Origin of the sequence: Halomonas sp. DN3, assembly GCF_024137905.1 — a bacterium.
GTDB lineage: Bacteria > Pseudomonadota > Gammaproteobacteria > Pseudomonadales > Halomonadaceae > Halomonas > Halomonas litopenaei.
The window spans coordinates 1314327-1330528 of record NZ_CP099965.1; the positions used below are offsets into that span (position 1 = coordinate 1314327).

The following is a 16202-nucleotide window of genomic DNA, read 5'->3' on the forward strand; positions in this document are numbered from 1 at the left end:
TGATAACAGCGGTGATAACGGCGGTGGCAGCGGTCGCGACAGCGGCGCTGAATGGACATGGGCAGACGAGCGAGGAGGCGAGCATGAGCGATGTAGTGGTGGTAGGCGGCGGGGTCATCGGCCTGATAAGCGCCTGGCAGTTGGCCGAGGCGGGGCTTTCGGTGACCCTGGTGGAGCGCGGGCGCTGTGCCCGGGAAGCCTCCTGGGCCGGTGGCGGTATCGTCTCGCCACTCTACCCCTGGCGCTACAGCGCCCCGGTGTCGGCGTTGTCGGCACTATCGGAAGAGGTCTATCCGGGGCTCTGCGATGAACTCAGAGAGACCACCGGCGTCGACCCTCAGTTCAGCCGACACGGGCTTTTGTACCTGGCGGTGGAAGACGCCGACGCAGCGCGTCGCTGGGCCAGGCGCCAGGCCAAGCCGCTCGAGGACATCGACGCCGACGCCATCCGCCGGATGGAGCCGGCGTTGGCCGACACCCATTGGGTCCGCCAGGGCCAGGGCGGGCTATGGATGCCGACCCTGGGTAGTCTGCGCAATCCGCGCCTGGGCCGTGCCTTGCGTGCGCGGCTCGAACGGCATCCGGGGGTCGAGCTGCGCGAGGGCTGTGAGGTGACTGGCTTCAAGGTCGTGTCCGGGCAGATCCAGGGGGTCGTCACCGCCGCCGGTGTGCTCACCGCGTCACGGGTGCTGGTATGCGGCGGCGCCTGGAGCGGTGCCCTGCTCAAGCACCTCGGGGTCGGCATGGCGGTGGCTCCGGTCAAGGGCCAGATGATGGTGCTGCGGCCGGCACCCGGCGTGCCGCGGCCGCTGTCGCGGGTGGTGCTGGCCGATGGGCGCTACCTGATTCCACGGCGCGACGGCCGCATCCTGGTCGGGTCCACCCTTGAGCATCAAGGCTTCGACAAGCGCACCACCAGCGAGGCCCGGGTGTCGCTGTATCGCAGTGCCGTGCGTCTGCTGCCGGCGCTCGCCCGGGCGTCGATCGAGCACCACTGGGCGGGCCTGCGTCCCGGCTCCCCCGGGGGAATCCCCTTTATCGGCGAGGTGCCGGGATGTCGTGGACTGCACGTCAATGCCGGGCACTTTCGCAATGGCCTGGTACTGGCGCCGGCGGCGGCGCGGCTGGGCGTCGAGCTGATGCTGGGGCGCTCCCCTTGCGTGGATCCGACCCCCTATCGCATCCAGCGCGAAGGGTCGGCTGGCCTGCTCTCTACCCCTGTGTCGACCCCTGGCTCGACGTCCGAGCCGGGGCTGGCCCAATCGACGGCGGGCAACTGGTGCTAAGTGGCAGACGACCGGCCCCTATAGGCTCAAGGTGAGTCGAGGCGCGCTGCGCCTCGCCACCACTTTGCTGACACAGCGTGGGCGATACCCCCGCGCTGCCAATAACAAGGAGTCTCACCATGAGCCAGCCCGACGCCCAGTTTCTCGCCGACTTCGCCGACGCCCTCAACCGTCACGATATCGATGCAGTGATGTCGATGATGACCGACGACTGCGAATTTCATGCCGTCGCAGGTCCCGACCTGCTCGGCAAGACCTTTCGTGGTCAGCAGGAGGTTCGCGCCGGCTTGCGTGCCGCCTGGGAAAACGCGCCGGACGCCCAATGGCTCGACGGCGTGCATCAGGTCGTGGGAGATCGCGGCTACAGCGAAAGCACCTATAGCGGCACCACCGCCGATGGCATGCGCTCCGAGGCGCGGATGATCGACGCCTTCACCTTCCGTGACGGCAAGATCGCGGTGAAGAACGCCTACCGCAAGCAGCGCCCCGCCACGCCGGTCAACAACGGCTGAGCGACCTCGGATACCTGACTCGGGAGCTTCGACATGCTGGATCTACAGACCCCGCTGGCCGCTTCGTCGGACGATGCCGCCCGGGCCACTCCGGCCCAGGCCCCCTATGATCCCGCCTATGACCCGTTGACCGCCAGGCAGGTCGGTACCGGCTGTGACTATGCGCCGACCTACTGGATCGCCACCGCCGGCGAGCCCCCGGCCGACGATGGCCCGATCGTGGCGGACACCGACGCCGACGTGGTGATCATCGGCTCCGGGTTCACTGGCCTTACGGCGGCGATCTTTCTGGCCGAGCGCTACGGCATCAAGGCCACGGTGCTCGAGGCCAACCGCGTCAGCTGGGGATGCAGCACCCGCAATGGCGGCCAGGCCCAATGCGCCTCGGGGCGGCTCAAGCGATCTCAGTGGATCCAGCGCTATGGCCTTGATACGGCGCTCAAGTTGCACCGCGAGTGTGTCGAGGGCATGCAGACCTTCAAGTCGCTGATCGCCGATATCGACTGCGACCCGCAGCCCGGCGGGCACCTGTATATCGCCCACAAGGATAGGGTGATGCCGAGCCTGGAGAAGGAGGCGCGGCTTCTGCGCGAAACCTTCGACTACGACGCTCGCATCATCGACGGCGACACCGTCAAGCGCGAGTGGGTGGGCGACAGCGAGGCGGCCGGCGCCATGCACGAGCCCGAGGGCATCGGTATCCACGCCGCCAAGCTGGCCTTCGGCTACCATCGCAAGGCGCGCGCTCTGGGGGTGAAGATCCACCCGGCGAGCCCGGTGCTGGGCTGGGAGACCCATGGCGACGTGCACCATCTGCGCACGCCAGGCGGCGTGGTCAAGGCGCGGGCGGTGGGCATGGCCACCGGCGGCTACGTCACCGGCCAGCTGAGCCCCCACCTCAAGAACCGGCTGCTGCCGATTCTGTCGAACTCCATGGTCACTCGGCCGCTGACCGAGGCCGAGATCGAGGCCACCGGTTTCCGCACCCGACAGGTGCTGACCGACACCCGAATCCTGCGCCACTACTATCGGCTGCTGCCGGACAACCGCGTGCAGATCGGCAGTCGCAGCGCCATCAGCGGCCGCGATGCCCCCAGGGAGCGCTACGCGGCGGTACTCAGGGGCGATCTGGAGCGCAAGTTCCCGGCGCTCGCCGGCATCGAGATCGACTACTCCTGGTGGGGCTGGGTGGACGTCAGCCACGACATGATGCCGCGCATCCATCAGCCGGACCCGAAGGAGAGCGTCTACTACGCCCTGGGCTACGGCGGCAACGGGGTGATGTACTCGGCCCAGGCCGGCAAGCGCCTGGCCCAGTGGATCGCCGGTGAGGGCAGGTCCCTGGATCTGCCGATCTTCACCTCGAAGCTGCCCTTTCCCAACCTGCGCGAGCGTATCGAGTCGGAGGCCTTCGCCCCCTTCCGCCGATTCGGCCAGCGCTTCCTCTATCGCTACTACCACTTCAAGGATGAGGTGCTCTGAACCTGATCGGTCCCGTTCTGGATATGGGTAACCCTCACGACGATGCCGCGACCTTGGGGTCGCGGCTTTTCAATGTCTATGGTGCTGCGGCTACTTCACTTCCTCCGGTGGCAGCATCTTGTCGAGGCGGTCGAGAAAGGCTTGCTGAACGGCTGTCACGCTGTCTTCCCGCCAGGCCACCTCGGTGACCAGGCACTCCTTTACCCCCTCCAGCGGCAGCAGGGTGACCCCCTTGCGCACATAGTTGGTGGCGCACTCCAGGTGCACGGTGACGCCAAAGTCGCAGGCGACAAAGGCAAACATGGTCTCGCTGTTGAAGGTCTCCTGGGCGACATGGGGTTCGAAGCCCGCCTGCCGACAGATCTGCTCGAGCATCTGGCGAAAGTGCAGCCACATGCTGCGGGCGCCAAGAATGAACGGTTCTCGGGCCAACTCCTCCAGCCGGATGCTCTTGCGCCCGGCCAACGGGTGGTTGTCGCCGACCGCGGCGATAAAGCGATCTCGCTGGATGGGACGGGAGCGTAGCCCCGGGGTCAGCACCGGGCCGGTGACGAAGCCGAAGTCCAGGCGTCCCTCGGTCAACTCGTCGAGCTGCTGGGCGGTGGAGCCGAAGCTCAGGTCGAAGTGGATGTCCGGATTCTGGCGGCGAAAGTCGTCCAGCAATGCCGGCAACTCACCGGTGATGGCGAAGTCGGTATAGCCGATTGCCAGCCGGCCCAGTTCTCCACGGCCCGCGCGCTGGGTCTTGAGCACTGCATCATCGATCTGGCGCAGAATCTGGCGGCTCTCCTCGAGCATGATGCGTCCCGGATCGGTGAGGCGGACCTGGCGATTGTTGCGCACGAACAGCGCTTCACCGATGGCGTCCTCGAGCTGAGCGATGGTGCGGCTTAGCGCCGGCTGGGCGACGTTGAGGCGCTCGGCCGCACGGCGAAAGTGCAGACTGTCGGCCACGGCGACAAAGGCGTAAAGGTGGCGAAGCTCAATGCGCATTGATGCCTCATGGGTATCAAGTGAACGTTAAATGATATTATACGCGCAACGATGGCGTGCCTAGGCTGGAAGTGTTCGCTTCACTTCCAACAACGACAACGTCGAGGTGACTCCATCATGCAAGACTCCTTCCACGGGGTGATCGCCTTCGCGCTGCTTGCCCTCATGCTGTGGGTCGGCAGCCAGTTGCGCAGCCGGCTGAGCTGGCTTAGGGCCTCGCTGGTGCCGGCCAGCATCGTCGGTGGCCTGATCGGCTTTCTGGCGCTTTCTCTGGATCTGCTGCCGGGCTACTCACCCGCCGACTTCACCGCTCTGACCTTTCATTTCTTCACCCTGAGCTTCATGTCGCTGTGCCTGACCGGAGGTGGTCGCCAGGACGCGCCCGGTGGTGGCGGCAGTATCGTGCGCGGCGGGCTCTGGCTGACGCTTGCCTGGAGCATCAGCCTGGGCATGCAAGGTGCCATCGGCTTTCTGGTGGTGACCGGTTACGACGCCGTGACCGGCAGCGACGTCAGCGGGTTTCTGGGGGCCATCGTGACCCACGGCTTTACCCAGGGGCCGGGCCAGGCGCTGACCTACGGCACCATCTGGGAGACCGAGTACGGCATCGCCAATGCCGCCCAGGTGGGGCTGATCTATGCCTCACTGGGATTCTTGATGGCGTTTGCCCTGGGCGTGCCCCTTGCCCGGCGCTACCTGACCAAGGGGTTGAACGCCAATCGCGCCTCGCGTCTGGATGACAACTTCCGTCTGGGCTTCTTTACCCGGGCGGGCGATGACGAGGGCAACCAGCAGGCCCCCGGGATGGGGCGAATGGTGTCGCACCCGGGCAATCTGGATTCGCTGGCCTACCATCTGGGCCTGCTTGCCATCGCCTACGTGATCACCCACCTGTGGCTGACCTTCGTGCAGGGCATCATCGGCAATGCCTCGCCGTTCGGGATCAACGTCGGGGTGCTGTTCAGCCACAACCTGTTCTTTCTGCACGGGCTGGGTGTCTGCGTGCTGATGCGCATGGTGATCGATCGGCTCGGGCTTTCCCACCGTGTCGATGACGAGACGCTCAAGCGGATCACCGGCAGCGCGGTGGACTTCATGGTGGTGGGAACCCTCATGAGCATCCAGTTCGCGGTGCTCTATGCGCTGCTGGCGCCGATCCTGCTGGTGACCGTGACGGTGACGATCGCCACCCTGGTGGGCTGTCTGTTGATCGGGCGGTTGAGCGGCAATCTGGGACCAGAGCGTACCGTGACCTCCTTTGGCTGCTGCTGTGGCTCCACCGGTACCGGGCTCTTGCTGTTGCGCATGATGGACGCCGACTTTTCCACCTCGGTGCCCAAGGAGCTGGCCTTCTTCAATCTGGCCATCGTGGTGGTCAACCTGCACATCCTGATGATCTTCGCTCCTATCGTGCCGTCGCTGACGCCGGCGATCTATCTGCTGGTGTTCGGCGGCACCGCCATCGCCCTGGTCGCCTGCATCCCGCTGATGCTGATGTGGGGGCGGCACGGCAGAGCCTCATCGCCCTCGTCGGGCTGGGCCGAGGGTGTTCCCACCCAAGGCCATGCCGCCGCCCAGTCAGACTCAGCCTCCGCGTCCTCGCCCACCATCAGCAAGGGAGCTGCCTCCTGATGAGCATCACCGTCTATCCCGCTCGACGCATCCTGACCATGAATCCGTCCCAGCCCGAGGCGACCCATGTCGCGGTGCAGGGAGATCGCATCCTGGCGGTGGGGGATGCGCAAGCGATGCCAATCGACGCCCGCATCGATGATCGCTTCGCCGACAAGGTGATCCTGCCGGGCTTCGTCGAAGGCCATAGCCACGCTCTGGAAGGCGCCATGTGGGACTACCTCTATCTCGGGTATTTCAGTCGGGTCGATGCCGAGGGCAAGGAGTGGCCGGGGCTGAAGAGCGTCGCCGAGATGCAGGCACGGCTGCGCCAGCATGCAGATAGCCTGCCGCCGGGCGAGCCGCTGGTCGCCTGGGGCTTTGATCCGGTCTACTTTCCCGGCCAGCGCTTAAGTCGCCACCAGCTCGACGAGGCGGTCGGAGATCGACCGCTGGTGGTGCTGCACGCAAGCCTGCACGTGATGACCGTCAATTCGGCCATGCTGGCACTGTCCGGCATCAGCGAGGGGCCGCGGGTCGAGGGCATCATGCTCGACGAGGACGGCCAGCCCAATGGCGAGCTTCAGGAAATGGCCGCCATGTTCGTGGTGTTCGATGCCCTCGGCAGAAACCTGTTCGAGGCGGTGGCCTCGCCCGAGGTGCTACGGCGCTACGCTGCCATTGCCGCGGCCAAGGGCGTCACTACCATCACCGATCTGTACAACCCCTTGAGCGATGAGGCCATCGCCTCGATGGTCGAGGTGACCCGTGAGACGGATTTTCCGGTGCGACTGGTGCCGGCCATGGGGGTGCTGGCGTGGTCGGCCGAGGAGGGCATCGCGCGGCTCCAGGCGGCGATGGCCCACAGCCATGAGCGGCTGGTATTCGGCCCGGCCAAGCTGATGACCGACGGCTCGATTCAGGGCTACACCGCGCGGCTGAAGTGGCCCCACTACCATGATGGTCATCCCAACGGGTTGTGGAACGCCGAGCCAGAGGGACTGGTGGCGCTGGTGCACGCCTACCACCAGGCGGGGCTTCAATTGCACATTCATACCAACGGCGACGAGGCCGTGGAACTGATGCTGGATGCCCTGGAGGAGGCGCTGACCCTGTGGCCGCGCTTCGATCACCGCCATACCCTGCAGCACTGCCAGATCATCGACCATGCTCAGCTACGTCGCGCCGCGCGTCTCGGACTGTGCCTGAACATGTTCGCCAATCATCTCTACTACTGGGGCGATGTGCACCTGGAACGCACCCTGGGGCCGACGCGCTGCCAGCGCCTGGAGCCGCTGGCCTCGGCCCGCCGACTGGGCATCGTCACCGCTATCCACAGCGATGCGCCGGTGACCCCGCTGGGGCCGCTGTTCACCGCCTGGTGTGCGGTCAACCGGCAGAGCGCCAGTGGCCAGACGCTGGGTCACCATGAGGCGGTGAGCGTGGAAGATGCACTGGAAATGATCACCCTGGGCGCTGCCATCACGCTGGGCATGGATGACCGTGTGGGTAGCCTGGACGTCGGCAAGTTTGCCGACATGGCGGTACTGGATGAGGATCCGTTGCAAGTTTCAGCACAGGATCTGCGACACATCCGGGTACACGCCACGGTGTCGGGAGGGCAGGTGCATGAGGTGTGATGACAGGGTACCGGTGACGGTGATCGCAGGCTTTCTGGGCGCTGGCAAGACCAGCTATCTCAACCGCCGGCTGGCGTCGGGGGATATCGAGGATGCCCTGATACTGGTCAATGACGTCGGTGAGGTGAACGTCGACGTGGCGGCGATCGACTACCGCGACGATCGCGTGCTGTCGCTGTCCAACGGCTGTGTCTGCTGCACCCTGGGGGGCACCCTGGCCGAGCAGCTGTCCCAGGCGCTGCGACTCAAGGCCAGGCCAACGGAAATTCTGATCGAGGCCAGCGGCGTGGCCAATCCTCAACGGATCGCCGATATCGCCAGGCTGGCGCCGGGGCTTGAGCTTGCCGACATCGTGGTACTGGTGGACGCAAGCCAGGCTGGCCGTCTGGCGCTGGACGCCCAGGTAGGGGAGCTGTGGCGTGCCCAGGTGCACGCCGCCCATCGTCTACTGGTCAATCGCCTGCCCCATGAGGATAGCGATCGCGACCAGCTGCTGGGGTGGCTGGGCCAGCTCTCCCCTGGTGCAGCGGTGGTGACAGAGCCGGTCCAGGTGGCTCCCGCGTCGTCCAGGACGACGTCCTCTGGCCCGGCCTTTTGGCAAACGAATGGCGCCAAGGCATCGGCGGAGCCGTTCGCCGAGCGTGCCCGACACTCGGGGCTGACCGATGCCACCCTGCATCTTCGCCACCCCCTGGTGGCCGAGGAGCTGCAAGCGCTGCTCGAGCTTTACCGCGACTGCCTGTTTCGCGCCAAGGGTTTTGTCCGCTGTCGGCTGGCGGACGGGGAAGAATGGCGAAGTCTGCAGTTGAGCGGACAGCGCCTCGCCTGGCAGAGCCACGGGCCGCCCGCCACCGGCGCCGTGCTGGTGTGCATCGGTCGTCGGGGCGAACGCTTTACCCGGTTGATGGAGGAGCTTGCGCAGCTCGACAGCGAGACTGATACGGCGCCGATGGCACCGATCGGGCGCTAGTCCAGCGCCTCCCGGATTCAGTTGGTGCGACGTGCCTGGGGCAGCAGGGCCGCCAGGCGTTCGATACCGCGCTCGATGCGGGTCTCGTCGATGGCCGAGAAGCCGAGCCTCAGGGTGGGGCGAGGCGCCGGGGCCAGGAAGTGCACCTCGCCGTTCTCGATCAGGATGCTGTGCTCCTCGGCCAGCCGCTTCAGCAGTGACACATCGGTGTCGGCGGGGGCCTCCAGCCAGAAGCAGGAGCCGCCGAAGGTCGAACGGATACGCAGCTCGGGCAGGTGGGATGCGAGGGCGTCACGCATCAACAGCCAGCGGCGCTGGTAGGTCTGGCGAATCTGGCGCAGCAGGGCGTCGTGGTAGCCGCGGTCGAGAAACAGCGCCACGCTGCGCTGGTTGTTGGTGGCGGGGTGGCGCAGCATCAGCCGGCGCAGGGCGCGCGCCTCGGCGATAAAGGCGGGGGGCGCCACCATGTAGCCGAGCCGAAGGCCCGGCGCCAGGGTCTTGGACAGGCTGCCCACGTAGATCACCCGGCCATCGCTATCCAGGCTCTTGAGTGCCGGCGTCGGGTTGTCGACGAAGTTGGTCTCGCTCTCGTAGTCGTCTTCGATGACCAGATAGTTGTTGGCGCTGGCGCTGTCGAGCAAGTCGCGGCGGCGCTGCAGCGGCAGAGTCACGCCGGTGGGCGACTGGTGGCTCGGGGTGACGTAGGCCAGGTGGCAATCGGCCAGGCGCTGGTCGATCACCAGGCCCTGGTCGTCCACGTCCACCGCGACGATATCGTCGGTGAAGGTGCGGGCGATATTGACCATGTCGACGTAGCCAGGGTTCTCCATGGCGAAGCGTCGTCCCGCCCCCAGGATCAGCATGGCGGTGATCCATAGCGCCTGCTGGGCGCCCACGGTGATCAGGATCTCCTCCGGTCGGGCCCAGACGCCACGGCGGGGCAGCAGTCGCTGGTGGATCTGTTCGATCAGCAGCGGGTCGTCTTCGCTCAGGTGGTCTGCCGACCAGCGGCGGATGGCCGGCACGCTGACCGAGTCGCGGCTGCACTCCCGCCAGTGCTGGGTGGGAAACAGGTTGGGATCGATCTGGCCGTAGAGGAAGGGGTAGTCATAGTCGAGCCAGTTGGCCGGCTTGACGATGGTCGGCTGGCGCGAGGGTCGCATCGTCAACAGCTCGTCCCAGGGCGTCGCTGTGCCGGAGTGGGAGGTGGCGCTGGCGGCTGGGGGGGCGATGTCGGCCGGGGGCGTGACGCGTCCGGCGAGGATATCCGGATTGACGAAGTAGCCGCTGCGCTCCCGGGCGACCAGGTAGCCGTCGTCCAGCAGTTGCTCGTAGGCGATCATCACCGTGTTGCGGGCCACACCCAGCTCCTTGGCGAGCTTGCGGCTCGAAGGCAGCGCCTCACCGGTGGGCAGGTGCCCCTCGAGGATGGCGTGGGCGATCTGCTCGCGAAGCTGGCACTGAAGGCTTTCCTGACGCTTTGCGTCGAGTCGAAACAGGGGGGCGCTCATACCGACGACGGGTTCCCGGATGGTGGTTGTTGGACGAGTTCCGGCGTGGCCCAGGCCTGGCGGCCACGCCCGCCTACGATCTTACAGCGTCGACGTCTTGTCGAGGGCTCGCGGGTGCCTGGCCCAATCGATGTGGGGCCACTGGTCCTATGGCGTCGATGCTCGACGGGGGAGAGTGAGTCACATGGCGGGTCGGACCTGACGGCGCTCGCCAGCCAATGACGATCAAGATGTGACACCCGCAACAAGATTCCGCTTTAAGCGGCACAACAATGATGGGAGTTCCGCATGCACACCAAGTCCCCTTTCCTCCGTACCACGCCCCCGCGCAACATGACTCCTGCGGCCATCGGCGCTGCCGCCTCGACCCGGCGCCTCGGCCCGCGCCCGCTGGTGGCGGCGGTCGCCCTGGCGCTGCTGGGCGCCGCTGGCTCGGCCCAGGCGGCGACCTGGAAGATGGCGCTGGGCGACGCCGCCGGTGGCACCCAGCACGAGATGGGACAGACCTTCGCCAAGTTGATCGAGGAAAAGTCCGGCGGCGACGTCAGCGTGGACCTGTTTCCCAACGGCCAGCTGGGCAGTGAGCAGGACACCGTCAACAACGCCAGCATGGGCCTGCTCGACCTGTCGGTACTGGCGATCAACAACATCACGCCGTTCTCGCCCACGGTCGGGGTGATGACGCTGCCCTACGTGATCCAGAGTCCCGAGGACGCCCGCACCCTGACCCAGGGCGAGATCGGCCAGGAGATGGTCGACAACACCATCCGTGACGCCGGCGTGCGGATACTGGGCTGGGCCTACTCCGGCTGTCGCCGTCTGACCAACTCGGCGAGGCCGGTGGCGAGCCCCGAGGATCTGGATGGCCTGGTCATCCGGGTGCCCAAGAACGAGATCATGATCTCCGCCTATCAGTCCTGGGGCGTCAATCCAAACCCGCTGGCCTGGTCGGAGACCTTTACCGCCCTGCAGCAGGGCGTCGTCGACGGCCAGGACAACCCCTACATCACCATCGACGCGATGAAGTTCTACGAGGTCCAGGATCACGTCACCGACAGCTGCTATGTGTTCTCCATGGAGCCGCTGATCATGGGCGAAGGCATGTTCCAGAGTCTGTCCGAGGAGCAGCAGCAGTGGGTGCTGGAGGCCGCTCAGGAAGCCACCGACCACAGCTACGAGTATCTGCTGGCCCAGGAAGACGCAATCAAGACCCGGCTGGTGGAAGAGCACGGCATGGAGATCACCGAGCCCGCCGACGGCGAGCAGGCGTGGATCGAACAGGCCACCGCCATCTGGCCCGACTTCTACGACAGCATCGGCGGCAAGGCCAAGCTCGACGAGGCGCTCGCCGCGCTGGGACGTGAGCCAGCCCCCTGATCTGTCACGATGTCGTTGTCGTCTTGAACCCTCCCGGCGCCTGACTCCAGGCGCCATGAATCATGGCTCCGCCGGACGTCTGCCATTGGACGCCAGGCGGTGCCTGCTCAGAGGTCGTCGTGATGAATCGTCTATGGAAGCTCGTGGACAACCTCGAGAACTGGCTGTGCCAGCTATTGCTGGTGACCTTCGTGGCACTGCTGTTTGCCCAGATCATGCTGCGCAACCTGTTCAGCTATTCGCTGCCCTGGGCCGATGAGCTGGCCACTTATGCCTTCGTCTGGTTCGCCTACCTGGGGGCGGTCTACGCCGCCAAGAAGTCGGCCCACAACCGCGTCACCTTCCAGTTCCGTTTCTTCCCGCGCTGGGTGGAGCTGGCCTGCGGTGCGCTGACCGACCTGATCTGGATCGGCTTCAACCTGGTCTTCATCTGGCTCAGTTACGACTTCGTGTTCAACAAGATGAATACCTTCTGGAAGTCCCAGACCCTGGGCATCCCGATGAAGGTGTTCTACCTGATCCTGCCGCTGGCCTTTGTGCTGATGACCCTGCGCATCCTGCAGAATAACTACCTGCGCTTCGTCAAGCATCGCGAGCCCGTCGACCCCGAGGCCGAGGCCATCGCCGAGGCCAAGTCCTCGACGCTGTCGTCATCCAACGAGAAGGGAGACTGATCCATGGAGACGACCATCATCTACGTGCTGTTCGGCGTGTTCTTTCTGCTGCTGGTGCTGGGTGCGCCGATCACGGTGTCGTTGGGGGTGGCCGCGCTTGCCACCTATCTGTCGCTGGGGGAGAACCCCATGGCCTTCGTGCAGATCGCCTTCACCTCGGTGGGGTCCTTTCCGCTGATGGCGCTGCCGGCCTTTATCCTCGCCGGGGCCTTGATGGAAGCCGCCGGCATCTCGCGACGCCTGGTGGACATCGCCGAGGCCTTCGCCGGGCCGGTGACCGGCGGTCTCGCCGCCGCCACCGTGTTCGCCTGCATGTTCTTCGGCGCGATTTCAGGCTCAGGGCCCGCCACCACCGCTGCAGTGGGCATGCTGATGATCCCGGCCATGGCCAACCGCGGCTATGATCGCGGCTATGGCTCTGCCATCACGGCGTCCTCCGGCGGTCTTGGTGTGGTGATTCCGCCCTCCATTCCTATGGTCATCTTCGGCATCTCCGGGATGGGCCTGCAGCCACCGGCGCAGGCCGTAGCAGAGCACGGCGCCTTCCAGACGCTATCGATTCCGAAGCTGTTCATCGCCGGCATTCTGCCCGGCATGGTGATCGCCGGCTGCCTGTTGACCGTCAACTACATCATCTCGCGCCGGCGCGGCTACAGCGGGCTGAGCGACAGCTGGTCCTGGGACACCATCGCCAGGAGCCTGAAGCGTGGCGTGTGGTCGATCCTGGCGCCGCTGATCATCCTCGGCGGTATCTACAGCGGCCTGTTCACGCCTACCGAGTCGGCCATCGTGGCCATCGCCTACACCCTGATCGTCGGTATCTTCCTGCACCGCGAGCTCAAGTGGAAGCCGGCGCTCAAGACTCTGGAGACCACCACCTGGATCACCGGGCGGGTGCTGTTGATCCTGTTCACCGCCACGGTATTCGGCCGCTTGCTGGTCGAACAGCGGGTGCCGGCGGTGATCGCCGAGGGCATGCTGGGACTGACCGATAACCTGTACTTGATCTGGGCCATGGTTATCGCATTTCTGCTTTTTGTCGGCATGTTCATGGAAACCCTGGCGGCTATCATGATCCTGACGCCGGTATTGCTGCCGATCATGTACATGCTGGGCATGGACCCGGTGCACGTCGGTATCGTCGTCGTCTGTGCCCTGGCCATCGGCTTCCAGACGCCGCCCCTGGGGGAGAACCTGTTCGTGGCCTCGGGCATTGGTGGCGCCTCCATCGAGGAGATATCGATCAAGGCGCTGCCGTTTGCCGCAAGCTCGGTGTTCGCGCTGTTCGTTATTGCATACTTTCCGGAAATATCGCTGTGGCTACCCCGTATGCTGGGGTATTGATTGCGCACCGTCAGCGCACCGCAAAAAAGGCCGGGTGTCTCCGCATGTCGCGGCGACCCGGCCTCTCGTCAAGGAGTCACGCCATGCCTGTTTCGATCTCGCGTCTTCTCTGTTGCCTGGGGCTGAAGGACGATTGCCGCCAGGTGCTTGCCCACACCCTGACGCTGGCCAAGGCCACCGGGGCCGAGGTTCACGTACTGCATGCGGTCAAGTCGTTGTCCGATGACGTCATGCATACCCTCAAGGCCAACATCGGTGAACGTGCCACCCTGGATGACCTGATGGAGCAGCGCCTGCGTCTGGCGCGTGAACGTCTCGACGAATTTGTTGAATCGTTCTGGAAAGAAAACGAAAGTTGCCTTCCTGGGCGTGAGATCGTTACCGCCCAGGCGGTGGTGGAGGGTTACCCGGCGTCGGAGATTACCCGCTACGCCGTGCGCCATGACTGCGGCATGATCATTGTAGCCACCAACAAGCGCGGCTTCGCCTCGTCCTATGCTGGCCGGGTGACCAAGGGCGTGATCAAGCGTGCCAGTGTGCCGGTGGTGGTGGTGCCACCGATGTAGCCACGAAGAACGTCAGTCTGGCTGGCCGAGCGTGTCCTGACCCGATCGGTCAGTCAGCGTACCTTGGCAATGCGTTCGTGTACTCAGTGGTCGAAGGTATCCTGCAGCTGCCCGGCGATACGCCGCATCAAGGGTGCCCACTCCATCAGCGAGTCGATGCTGTGGCGTAGCCGGGGGGCGTGGATCGCCAGCGTCGCCTGGATGCGCCCGGTCTGGTCGTACACCGGCACGGCGATGGCCACCATGCCCTGGATAAACTCCTCGTTGTCGGTGCTCAGTTCCTTTTCGGCGATGTCCGCCAGGCGTCGCTCCAGCTCGTCTGGCTCGGTGGCGGTGTAGGGGGTATAGGCCTCCAGCGGCAGGTGCTTGAGCAGCTGGCGGCGCTGGGCCGTCCCCATCAATGCCAGAAACATCTTGCCGCTGGCGGTGCAGTGCAGCGGAAGACGCGAGCCCGGCGGCAACTGTATGCGTACCGGCCAGTTGGTCTCCACCCGTTCGTAGTAGAGCACCTCGTGGCCTTCCAGCAGGGTCAGGTTGCAGGTCTCGTTGACCTCTTCGGCCAGGCGCTTGAGCAGCATACGGCGCGGCGCCTTGAGGCTCTCGTTGGCGAGCACGCCCATGGCCATGCGATGCAGCCGTTCACCGGGAAGCAGATGCCGTCCTTCCACGTCGCGCACGATCAGGTCCTGCTCTTCTAGCTGCTTGAGCAGGCGATGCAGGGTGGGCTTGGGAATGTCGAGCTGACGCTCCAGGTCCGAGGCGCTGACGCCGTGGACCGAGGTGGCGATGGTTTCCAGCAGTACCAGGCCTCGTTGCAGCGTCGAATTGGTCGTGGTCCGAGTGCTTGCTGTAGACATACGCGATCCTTGACGACGGAAAATGGTGGCAGGGGCTCATGATAACGCGGCAAGCCCGGTGAGGCTTGCCGCGTGCTCCTGCCCGGCCTGTCGGTGCTACAGGTTCACCAGCATCAGTGACAGCGCCGGCCACATCGAGATGGCGATCCAGCAGCTGATCAGCGCGATGAAGTAGGGGATGACGAACTTCACCAGGCGCAGGTAGGGAATCCCGGTGATGCTCGAGGCCACGTAGAGATTGAGGCCGAAGGGCGGGGTGACGAAGCCGATGGCGGCGCCGACCAGGAAGATCACCGCGAAGTGGATCGGGTCCACCCCGGCGTTCTGGGCGATGGGCGCCAGGATCGGTGCCAGGATGATGGTCACCGGCAGGCTCTCGAGGATCATCCCGGCCAGCAGGATCATCAGCATGCAGGCGCCCAGGATCACGTAGTAGTTGCCCAGACCGCTGAGCAGGTCCTGCAGCGCCTGGCCCGCGCCGAGCACCGACAGCAGTTGCTGCATCACCACCGAGATCGCGATCAACGGCGCCAGCATGCCGGCGATCTGGCCTGATCGCAGCATGATCGAGGGCAGCGCGGTGAAGCGGATCTCGCGGGTGATCAGAAGCCCCGCAATCAGGGTGAAGCCCACGGTGATGGCGGCGGCCTCGGTGGGCGAGAACTTGCCCGAATAGATGCCGTAGATCACCACCCCGATGGTGGCGAAGCCGAGATAGGCGCGCCTGGCAAAACGTGCGCTTTCGCCGGCCTTGAACGGGATCAGGGTACCCCAGCCGTGGCGTCGCGCCACCAGGTGGCATGCCGCCATCATGCCGAACACCATCATCGCCCCGGGGATCATGCCGGCGATGAACAGGTCGCTGATCGACAGGTTCATCATGAAGCCGTAGACGATAAAGATGATCGACGGCGGGATGATGATGCCGACGGTACCGCCGGAGGCGGCGGTGGCGGCGGAAAAGCGCTCGTCGTAGCCGTTCTTGACCATCTCGGGCTGCATGATCGAGCCGATGGTGGCGGTGGTGCCGGCGTTGGACCCGGAGATCGCCGCGAACAGGCCGCAGGCGCCGAGGGTGGCCATGCCCATGCCGCCACGCAGCCAGCCCAGTACCGAGTAGGCGAAGTCGGACAGTCGCTTGGCGATGCCGGCGGCATTGATCAAGTCGCCGGTCAGGATGAACAGGGGCAGTGCCAGCAGGCCGAAGAAGCTCAGGCCCTGGAACAGGGTGACCCCGATATTGGCCAGGGTGAAGTCGATGATCAGGCTGGTGCCGACCACCCACAGGCCGATCACCAGGAAGATCGGTACCCCCAGCAGAAAAATGGTGGTGCAGCCCGCGGTGACCAGGCCGATAAGCATGCCGTCGGTCATGACGT

14 protein-coding genes are annotated in these 16202 nt (G+C 65.3%); 10 read left to right on the forward strand and 4 right to left on the reverse strand.

The window, feature by feature from the left end:
- Positions 1-83 precede the first annotated feature (83 nt).
- From thiO to NKF27_RS05810, 3 genes are all read left to right on the forward strand, one after another.
- Positions 84-1286, forward strand: coding sequence for a glycine oxidase ThiO (gene thiO / locus NKF27_RS05800; protein ID WP_253555667.1), 1203 nt, complete (start codon positions 84-86; stop codon positions 1284-1286).
- 119 nt (positions 1287-1405) lie between these two features.
- On the forward strand, positions 1406-1798 hold the full coding sequence (locus tag NKF27_RS05805; RefSeq protein WP_045991941.1) for a nuclear transport factor 2 family protein: 393 nt from the start codon (positions 1406-1408) through the stop codon (positions 1796-1798).
- Between the two features lie 33 nt (positions 1799-1831).
- Positions 1832-3280 carry an FAD-binding oxidoreductase gene (locus NKF27_RS05810; protein WP_253555668.1) on the forward strand — a complete coding sequence of 483 codons (1449 nt, stop codon included), beginning with the start codon at positions 1832-1834 and terminating at the stop codon, positions 3278-3280.
- 90 nt (positions 3281-3370) lie between these two features.
- On the opposite strand, the gene NKF27_RS05815 is transcribed toward NKF27_RS05810, so the two are convergent.
- On the reverse strand, positions 3371-4273 hold the full coding sequence (locus NKF27_RS05815; RefSeq protein ID WP_253555669.1) for a LysR substrate-binding domain-containing protein: 903 nt from the start codon (positions 4271-4273) through the stop codon (positions 3371-3373).
- A 117-nt stretch (positions 4274-4390) separates the two neighbouring features.
- Here NKF27_RS05815 and NKF27_RS05820 point away from each other — a divergent pair, with 117 nt between their 5' ends.
- Genes NKF27_RS05820 through NKF27_RS05830 form a run of 3 tightly spaced genes read left to right on the forward strand, consistent with a single transcriptional unit; the run spans position 4391 to position 8494 of the window.
- Entirely contained in the window at positions 4391-5905 is a 1515-nt protein-coding gene (locus NKF27_RS05820; RefSeq protein WP_253555670.1) for a sodium/glutamate symporter, read from the forward strand.
- The gene (locus tag NKF27_RS05825; protein ID WP_253555671.1) at positions 5905-7524 is read left to right on the forward strand and encodes an amidohydrolase; all 1620 of its coding nucleotides are present in this window, start codon (positions 5905-5907) and stop codon (positions 7522-7524) included. The genes NKF27_RS05820 and NKF27_RS05825 overlap by 1 nt, the downstream gene beginning before the upstream one ends.
- A complete protein-coding gene (locus NKF27_RS05830) occupies positions 7514-8494 on the forward strand; it encodes a GTP-binding protein (protein WP_253555672.1) in 981 nt (326 codons plus the stop codon). Before NKF27_RS05825 ends, NKF27_RS05830 begins: the two co-directional genes overlap by 11 nt.
- A gap of 17 nt (positions 8495-8511) precedes the next feature.
- Here the strand turns inward: NKF27_RS05830 and NKF27_RS05835 are convergent, their stop codons facing one another.
- A complete protein-coding gene (locus NKF27_RS05835) occupies positions 8512-10005 on the reverse strand; it encodes a PLP-dependent aminotransferase family protein (protein WP_253555673.1) in 1494 nt (497 codons plus the stop codon).
- Positions 10006-10293: 288 nt separating this feature from the next.
- On the opposite strand from NKF27_RS05835, the gene NKF27_RS05840 reads away from it, so the two are divergent.
- From NKF27_RS05840 to NKF27_RS05855, 4 genes are all read left to right on the forward strand, one after another.
- Entirely contained in the window at positions 10294-11382 is a 1089-nt protein-coding gene (locus tag NKF27_RS05840; RefSeq protein WP_253555674.1) for a TRAP transporter substrate-binding protein, read from the forward strand.
- Between the two features lie 122 nt (positions 11383-11504).
- Positions 11505-12056, forward strand: coding sequence for a TRAP transporter small permease (locus NKF27_RS05845; protein ID WP_213228486.1), 552 nt, complete (start codon positions 11505-11507; stop codon positions 12054-12056).
- A gap of 3 nt (positions 12057-12059) precedes the next feature.
- The gene (locus NKF27_RS05850) at positions 12060-13400 is read left to right on the forward strand and encodes a TRAP transporter large permease (protein WP_253555676.1); all 1341 of its coding nucleotides are present in this window, start codon (positions 12060-12062) and stop codon (positions 13398-13400) included.
- 83 nt (positions 13401-13483) lie between these two features.
- On the forward strand, positions 13484-13966 hold the full coding sequence (locus tag NKF27_RS05855; RefSeq protein ID WP_253555678.1) for a universal stress protein: 483 nt from the start codon (positions 13484-13486) through the stop codon (positions 13964-13966).
- 83 nt (positions 13967-14049) lie between these two features.
- On the opposite strand, the gene NKF27_RS05860 is transcribed toward NKF27_RS05855, so the two are convergent.
- Together NKF27_RS05860 and NKF27_RS05865 are read right to left on the reverse strand one after the other, a co-directional pair.
- Positions 14050-14823 (reverse strand): IclR family transcriptional regulator, encoded by a 774-nt coding sequence (locus NKF27_RS05860; RefSeq protein ID WP_253555679.1) that lies wholly within the window; start codon positions 14821-14823, stop codon positions 14050-14052.
- Positions 14824-14919: 96 nt separating this feature from the next.
- Complete coding sequence (locus NKF27_RS05865; protein ID WP_045991950.1) at positions 14920-16197, reverse strand: TRAP transporter large permease; 1278 nt, start codon at positions 16195-16197, stop codon at positions 14920-14922.
- Between the last annotated feature and the right edge of the window lie 5 nt (positions 16198-16202).